This window comes from Streptomyces sp. NPDC031274 (assembly GCF_055570235.1).
In genome coordinates this window covers 570,456-577,715 of sequence record NZ_JBVIHP010000001.1, presented here as the reverse complement: position 1 = coordinate 577,715, position 7,260 = coordinate 570,456, and the positions used below count along the sequence as shown (strand labels likewise).

Sequence of the window (7,260 nt, the reverse complement as noted above, 5' to 3'; positions counted from 1 at the left end):
CGTCCCCCCCCCCCCCCCCCCCCCCCCCCCCCCCCCCCCCCCCCCCCCCCCCCCCCCCCCCCCCCCCCCCCCCCCCCCCCCCCCCCCCCCCCCCCCCCCCCCCCCCCCCCCCCCCCCCACCGCTGTGGAGCTCCCGCCGCTGTGGAGGCCCGGCCCGTACGCCTCCCCCTCAGCCGCCTGCGGGCCCCGCCGCACTGGCCGTACCGGACAGTGCCTCCAGGTCGCTCTTGCGCACCCGGACCAGTACCACGGCGGTGACCAGGGCGAGCAGGGCCATGGCGACGGCCGGTATGAAGGCCGTCGAGATCCCCTGGGACAGCACTTCGGGTCCCCAGGGAGCGGGCAGCTCACCGGTCTTGGCGAACGCGGCCTTCTGCTGCGGCGACGCGTGCGCCATGAAGTCCGCCATCTGTTCCTTGGCCTCGTTCCGGCTCGCCGTGCCGAACACCGTGGTCAGGATGGAGAGGCCGAGTGAACCGCCTACCTGCTGTGTCGCGTTGAGCAGGCCCGATGCCGCGCCCGCCTCGTGTGGGGCCACTCCGGAGACGGCCGTCAATGTAAGGGTCACGAAGTTCAGACCCATGCCGAAGCCGAACACCAGCATCGGGCCGAGCACTCCGCTCACGTACGAACTGTCCGGGCCGATGAGGGTCAGCCAGCCGAGTCCGAGGGCCACGAGGGCCGAACCGGTCACCATGAACGGCTTGGGGCCGAGGACCGGAAGGAGCCGTTGGGAGATGCCCGCGCCCGCCACGATCGCGACCGTGATCGGCAGGAAGGCGAGGCCCGCTTCGATCGGTGTGTAGCCCAGTACGTTCTGGACGAAGAGCACGATGAAGAAGAACATGCCGAACATCGCCGCGGCCAGGCTCAGCATGATCACGTACGAGCCCGAGCGGTTGCGGTCCGCGAACATCTTCAGCGGAGTGATCGGTTCCTTCGCCCGGCTCTCGATCAGGGCGAAGGCCAGGAGCAGGACGATCGCCGCGCCGAACGACGCCAGGGTGAGGTTGTCGCGCCAGCCCTCCTCGGCCGCCCGGATGAATCCGTAGACCAGGGAGGCCATGCCGAGGGTCGACGTGAGGGCGCCCGCGATGTCGAAACGGCCCGGATGGCGCTCGGACTCGTTGATGTAGAGCGGGGCGAGGAAGGCGATCAGGATGCCGATGGGTACGTTCACGAACAGCACCCAGCGCCAGTCGAGCCACTCCGTGAGCATGCCGCCGGTCAGCAGACCGATGGCGCCGCCGCCCGCGGAGACGGCCGCGAAGACACCGAACGCGCGGTTGCGCTCGGGGCCTTCGGGGAAGGTCGTGGTGATGAGTGCCAGGGAGGTGGGCGATGCGATCGCGCCGCCCACGCCCTGCAAGGCCCGCGCGGCGAGCAACTGCCAGGGTTCCTGGGAGAATCCGCCCAGGAGCGAGGCGAGGGTGAAGACCAGGATGCCGGTCATGAAGACCCGGCGGCGGCCGAGGATGTCACCGGCGCGGCCGCCGAGGAGCAGCAGTCCACCGAAAGTGAGCGTGTACGCGCTGACGACCCAAGTGAGGTCAGTGGTGGTGAATTTGAGCGCGTCCTGAATGTGCGGGAGCGCGATGTTCACAATCGTCGCGTCGAGGACCACCATGAGTTGGCAGGCCGCGATGACGGCTAGCGCGATTCCGGGCCGGCCTGCTCGGCGGGCGGCGCCGGGCTTCTGATCTTGAGCTAACTGAGAGGTTGTCACTATGGGTCCCCCACAAGAGCATTAGTGAACGCTCCCGTTCACTGTCCCGTCCACGGTAGTGACTCCCCATCAGTGAACGCAACCGTTCACTGACACTGCCTCGAATTGCGCAACGGAGAGATATCGATGGTTACTTCGCGCTGGAGCGCCGCCTCCGCTCAGACGGCATCCTCGCGCCGACGGGGCCCTGTGCTGGAGCGGGCGATCCTCGAGGCCGCGCTCGAGCAGCTCAGTACCGTCGGCTGGAACGGCCTGACGATGGAGGGGGTGGCGGCAGGCGCGCAGACCGGCAAAGCCGCGGTCTACCGCCGGTGGCCCTCCAAGGAGGACCTCGTCGTGGACGCGCTGCAGGCCGGCCTCCCGAAACTCGACTCCGCGCCGGACTGCGGCGGAGTCAGGGAAGACCTCCTCCAGCTGTGCAGGCAGATGCGTGCGGCGATGTTCTCGCGGCCCGGTTTCGCTCTCCGGTCCGTGCTTCACGAATGCGACACGGTGACGGCCGAGCGGTTCCATGGAGTGATTTTCGCGGGGGTCGTCGAGCCGAGCGTGGAGTTGATCAAAGAGGTCGTACGTCGTGGAGTCGAGCGCGGAGAGGTGCGCGCCGAGGCCGTGGACCCGTACGTGTGCGACGTCATTCCGGCGATGATGATGTACCGCTCCAAGGTGTGCGGGAGCGAATGGGGCGACGAGGAATTCGCCGAACTGATCGACCAGGTCATGGTTCCGCTGCTCCGTCGGTAGACCTGGGTGTCGCGGGTGATGTCCGGCGGCGTACGCTGTCTGGCGCCATGCCGTACGAACCTCCCACCCACACCGTCGAGCGCTCCCTTCGCGCTACCACCGGAGCGAAGATCGTTGCCGGCGTCGACGAAGTCGGGCGCGGCGCGTGGGCGGGACCGGTGACCGTCTGTGCGGCGATCACGGGACTGCGCAGGCCGCCCGAAGGGCTCACCGATTCCAAGCTGATCAGTCCCAAGCGGCGCACGACGCTCGCCGGGGAACTGGAGAGCTGGGTCACGGCGTATGCCCTGGGGCACTCCTCGCCCGAGGAGATCGACGACATGGGGATGACCGCCGCCCTGCGGCTCGCCGCCGGGCGCGCCCTGGAGGCGTTGCCGGTGCGTCCGGAAGCGGTGATCCTCGATGGGAAGCACGACTATCTCGGGATTCCCTGGCGGGTTCGTACGGTGATCAAAGGCGATCAATCCTGTGTGGCCGTCGCCGCGGCGTCGGTGATCGCCAAGGTTCGGCGCGACAAAATGATGGCCGAACTGGGTATCGAACATGCAGACTTCGGTTTTGCGGCCAACGCCGGCTATCCGTCGCCGGTGCACAAGGCCGCGCTGGCGGAGCGGGGGCCCACCCCGTACCACCGGATGTCGTGGGCGTATCTTGATGCGCTGCCCCAGTGGCGGCACCTCAAGAAGGCCCGCAGCTGGGCGGATGGAAGCGTTCCGGAAATCGAGGGCCAGCTTGGCTTCGACTTCTGACACTTCCGGCAGTTCTACTCGCACTCATGTGCCACCCGCCGGTGCCACTCGCACCGGCGTCTGATAAATAACAACGCATGCCTCTCAGTCCCGAGGAGCCTCAGATTCACGAGAGTGCCCAGGGTCCCCGCGTGACCCCGGCCAGTGGCCGCATCACGCCGACCCCCCGCCCCGTACCCGGCCCGCGTCCCGCGGCTGTGCCGCGTCCCGGCCGACCGGGCCCCGCCCGGCCGACGCCGCCGGCGCAGCGCACGTCGCAGGAACCGGCCGCCAAGCCCGGGCCGTCCGCCCCGGCTGCTTCCGGACCTTCCGCCGTTTCCGCCGGTTCCCCTGCGGGCTCCGCGACGGATGCCGGTGCTTCGGTTCCGCAGATCCAATTGATCCCGGCTTCCGCCGAGGGGGCGCTCGACGCCGCCGAGGAAGCAGTCGACCTGCTGCTCGACTCCGGCCGTGCTCCGGGTGAGGTCCTGGTGATCACCACCGGCGACCCGCACCCGTGGGCCACGCACGAGCTGTCGTTCGGCGAGGCCTCCTACTGGGCTCAGCACGACGCGGGTGACGACGTCTTCTACGCCGACGCCGCCGCCCTGGGCCGTGCCGTGTCCCGCCCCGTGGTCGTCGTCGCCATCAACGGCGGCAGCGAGGAGATCGCGGTCGGCGCGCTGCCGACGGCGCTCACCCGGGCCGGAACCCTGCTGATCGTCTGCGGTGACCCGCAGCGGATCAACGCGATGCTGGGCGCGGGCGTCTGACATTCACTGTCTGACACCTGCGCGCCGGGTCCCGGCTTCGACTGCCTGTCTCCGAAGTCGGGTGGTCGGTGTCCGTCTGTGGCATGGCCGGGTGAGCTTCGAGCCGTGTGCGTCGCGTACCGCGTGACGCGGGCGGCGAGCGCTCCGGTCCATGCCTGTGGCCCGCCCGGCGCGGCGGGTCGAAGGACGCCTCAGCGTGCCGCCGCCCGGCGCAGGACGTCGGACGCGGGGCCGCCGGTGCGGGGTGGCGGCGGATCGGTCTCGGCGAAAGCCTCCGGGAGCGAGCCGGAACTCGGCCGACGGCCGCCACGGCCCTCGCCGAGCACCTGCCAGCCATCACGGGTCAGCGTGATGTAGGCACCGCACCGCAGCCCGTGCAGTGTGCAGGCGTCCCGCAGACCCCACATCCACGCCCCGTCCTCCTGCGTCCAACGCGCGTCACCGTCACGGCAGTAGAGCAGGACGGCGGTGCGCACCGGGGTGCGGCGCCGCAGGTCGTGCGGGATGACCCGACGCAGCTGCGCGAGCAGCGCGTTACGGAACACCCAGCCGTCCGCCGCGCTCGGCCGTCGGGGGAACGAAGCGCTCGCCCGGAGCCGTTCCTCCGGATCGAGGACAGCGACGACGGCTGTCCCGGGCATCGGGCGATGCCGGGCGTGCAGGCCGCTGACGACCTCACGCGGATTGCGCAGCAGGGGAATTCCCGCGGCTGACCACTCCGCGGGCTCTAGCATCCGGGCCAGTCGGTTGGTGGAATCGGCGGACATCTCAGCCGACGTCGAAGACTCCGACATCGATGCCGCAGCGAACGGAGCGAATCCGAAGGTCACGGTCCTCCCTTCGGCTACGCGCCCATAGGGCGGGTCGGACTGGGGAGCGCACCGCGGCACAGCCCTGCCGGACCACGGGGAGGCGCGCGGGGAGCAGCACCAATTCTTCCCGTCGTACTGCCTTGCGGCAACGAGCAATCGGGTCCGCCGACCAGTATCTGATGATGCGCCGCCTATATCCCTGCCCAAGGCGGCCCACATCGACGCTTGCGTCAGCCTTGTACGGCCAGGACCAGCGGCAACACCCCCTTGGCACCGGCCCGGCGGAGCATGCGCGCGGCCACCGCCAGGGTCCAGCCGCTGTCCGTCAGATCGTCGACGAGCAGAACGGGACCGCCCGCTTCCTGGAGTGCCGCCGCGAGCTCGGGGGGCACGGTCAGCGCCCCGTCGAGGGCGCGCAGGCGCTGCGCGCTGTTGCTCCTGGGCACATGTGCCGTATCGGCTCCGGCGGCGTACTCGATGGAGCCGAGGAGCGGGAGACGGCCGATCTCGGCGATCCGTGCGCCAAGTGACTGGATCAGCTGGGGCCTCGTGTGCGAGGACATGGCCACGACACCGGCAGGCCGCGCCTGGGCGTCGGCGTTGCCCGATGCCCAGCCGCCGGGGCCCTTCGCCCAGTCGGCGAGCACGCCGACCACGGCCGTCGCCACGTCGTCGGGCACCGGTCCGTCAGGGGCCTGCGGGGCGAGCATCGGCCGGAGCCTGTTGCCCCATCCGATGTCAGAGAGCCGTCCCAAGGCCTTGCCCTGGGAGGCCTGTTCGCCCACGGGGATACGCCCCTTGAGGTCGACGCCGACGGCGGCGAGCCCGGTCGGCCACATCTTCCGGGGTTCCACGTCAACACCCGCACGGACCAGTTCGCCCCGAGCCGTGTCCAGTGCCCCGGAGGACACGGCATCGGTGAAGCGCGCGCCCGCGCAGTTGTCGCAGCGCCCACAGGGTGTCGCTGCCTCGTCGTCCAGCTGCCGCCGCAGGAACTCCATCCGGCAGCCGGGAGTCGTGGCGTAATCACGCATCGCCTGCTGCTCCGTCTGCCGCTGCTTGGCGACCCAGGCATAGCGCTCGGCGTCGTACGCCCAGGGCATCCCAGTGGAGGTCCAGCCGCCCTTGACGCGCCGGACGGCGCCGTCCACGTCGAGGACCTTGAGCATCGTCTCGAGCCGTGACCGGCGCAGCTCGACCAGCGGCTCCAAGGCGGGCAGCGACAGCGGCCTTCCCGCCTGCGCGAGGACGTCCAGCGTGCGCCGGACCTGCTCCTCGGGAGGGAAGGCGAGCGAGGCGAAGTAGTTCCAGATCGCTTCGTCCTCCTTGCCCGGAAGCAGGAGCACCTCCGCGTGATCGACACCACGGCCCGCGCGGCCGACCTGCTGGTAATAGGCGATCGGGGACGAGGGGGAGCCGAGATGCACCACGAAGCCGAGATCCGGCTTGTCGAAGCCCATGCCCAGGGCGGAGGTGGCTACCAGGGCCTTCACCCGGTTGGCGAGGAGGTCTTCCTCGGCCTGCTGCCGGTCCGCGTTCTCCGTCTTACCGGTGTACGAGGTGACGGTGTGCCCGCACTGGCGCAAGAAGGCGGTGATCTCCTCGGCGGCGGCGACGGTGAGCGTATAGATGATTCCCGAGCCCGGCAGCTCGTCCAGGTGGTCGGCGAGCCAGGCCAGCCGGTGCGCGGCGTTGGGAAGTTGGAGCACGCTCAAGCTCAGGCTCTCGCGGTCGAGAGGCCCGCGCAGCACGAGCGCGTCCGAGCTGCCGCCGGTGCCCAGCTGCTCGGCCACATCGGCCGTCACCCGTGCGTTGGCCGTCGCGGTGGTGGCCAGCACGGGGACGCCCGGCGGCAGATCGGCGAGCATGGTGCGCAACCGTCGGTAGTCGGGCCGGAAGTCGTGGCCCCAGTCCGAGATGCAGTGCGCCTCGTCGACCACGAGCAGGCCGGTCGCCGCGGCGAGCTTGGGCAGGACCTGATCGCGGAAGTCCGGGTTGTTCAGCCGCTCCGGGCTGACGAGGAGAACGTCCACGTCGCCGGAGGCCACCTCGGCCTGGATGGTCTCCCACTCCTCCGTGTTGGAGGAGTTGATCGTGCGGGCGGTGATTCCGGCTCGCGCGGCCGACTCCACCTGATTGCGCATGAGCGCGAGCAAGGGGGAGACGATCACGGTGGGGCCGCTGCCACGCTCCCGCAGCAGCGCGGTCGCGACGAAGTACACGGCGGACTTTCCCCATCCCGTGCGCTGTACGACCAGGGCCCGGCGCTTGTCGGCGACCAGCGCCTCGATCGCGCGCCACTGATCCTCGCGCAGTCGTGGACCGTCCGACGGCGCCGCCTCGCCGTCTTCGGGGGCGGGGCCGCCGACGAGGCGGGCGAGTACGGCATCGGCCGCCGTGCGCAGATCTTCGTTGGTCATGCCCCCATGCAACCCGATGGGTCTGACATTAGGCGAACGAGTCCACCGGCCTGTGGATAA

The 7,260-nt window shown here is 70.3% G+C and carries 6 protein-coding genes; 3 read left to right on the top strand and 3 right to left on the bottom strand.

The features are described 5' to 3' along the window. Positions 1–169 precede the first annotated feature (169 nt). Positions 170–1,726, bottom strand: a complete 1,557-nt coding sequence (locus tag ACZ5CR_RS02610; RefSeq protein ID WP_468852836.1) for an MFS transporter — start codon at positions 1,724–1,726, stop codon at positions 170–172. A 126-nt stretch (positions 1,727–1,852) separates the two neighbouring features. On the opposite strand from ACZ5CR_RS02610, the gene ACZ5CR_RS02605 reads away from it, so the two are divergent. From ACZ5CR_RS02605 to ACZ5CR_RS02595, 3 genes are all read left to right on the top strand, one after another. Next, complete coding sequence (locus ACZ5CR_RS02605; RefSeq protein ID WP_468852834.1) at positions 1,853–2,467, top strand: TetR/AcrR family transcriptional regulator; 615 nt, start codon at positions 1,853–1,855, stop codon at positions 2,465–2,467. A gap of 47 nt (positions 2,468–2,514) precedes the next feature. After that, the gene (locus ACZ5CR_RS02600; protein WP_468852832.1) at positions 2,515–3,216 is read left to right on the top strand and encodes a ribonuclease HII; all 702 of its coding nucleotides are present in this window, start codon (positions 2,515–2,517) and stop codon (positions 3,214–3,216) included. 77 nt (positions 3,217–3,293) lie between these two features. Then, on the top strand, positions 3,294–3,968 hold the full coding sequence (locus ACZ5CR_RS02595; RefSeq protein WP_468852831.1) for a hypothetical protein: 675 nt from the start codon (positions 3,294–3,296) through the stop codon (positions 3,966–3,968). Positions 3,969–4,159: 191 nt separating this feature from the next. Here the strand turns inward: ACZ5CR_RS02595 and ACZ5CR_RS02590 are convergent, their stop codons facing one another. Together ACZ5CR_RS02590 and ACZ5CR_RS02585 are read right to left on the bottom strand one after the other, a co-directional pair. Then, positions 4,160–4,798, bottom strand: a complete 639-nt coding sequence (locus ACZ5CR_RS02590; RefSeq protein WP_468852829.1) for a hypothetical protein — start codon at positions 4,796–4,798, stop codon at positions 4,160–4,162. A 212-nt stretch (positions 4,799–5,010) separates the two neighbouring features. Next, positions 5,011–7,200 (bottom strand): RecQ family ATP-dependent DNA helicase, encoded by a 2,190-nt coding sequence (locus tag ACZ5CR_RS02585; RefSeq protein WP_468852828.1) that lies wholly within the window; start codon positions 7,198–7,200, stop codon positions 5,011–5,013. Between the last annotated feature and the right edge of the window lie 60 nt (positions 7,201–7,260).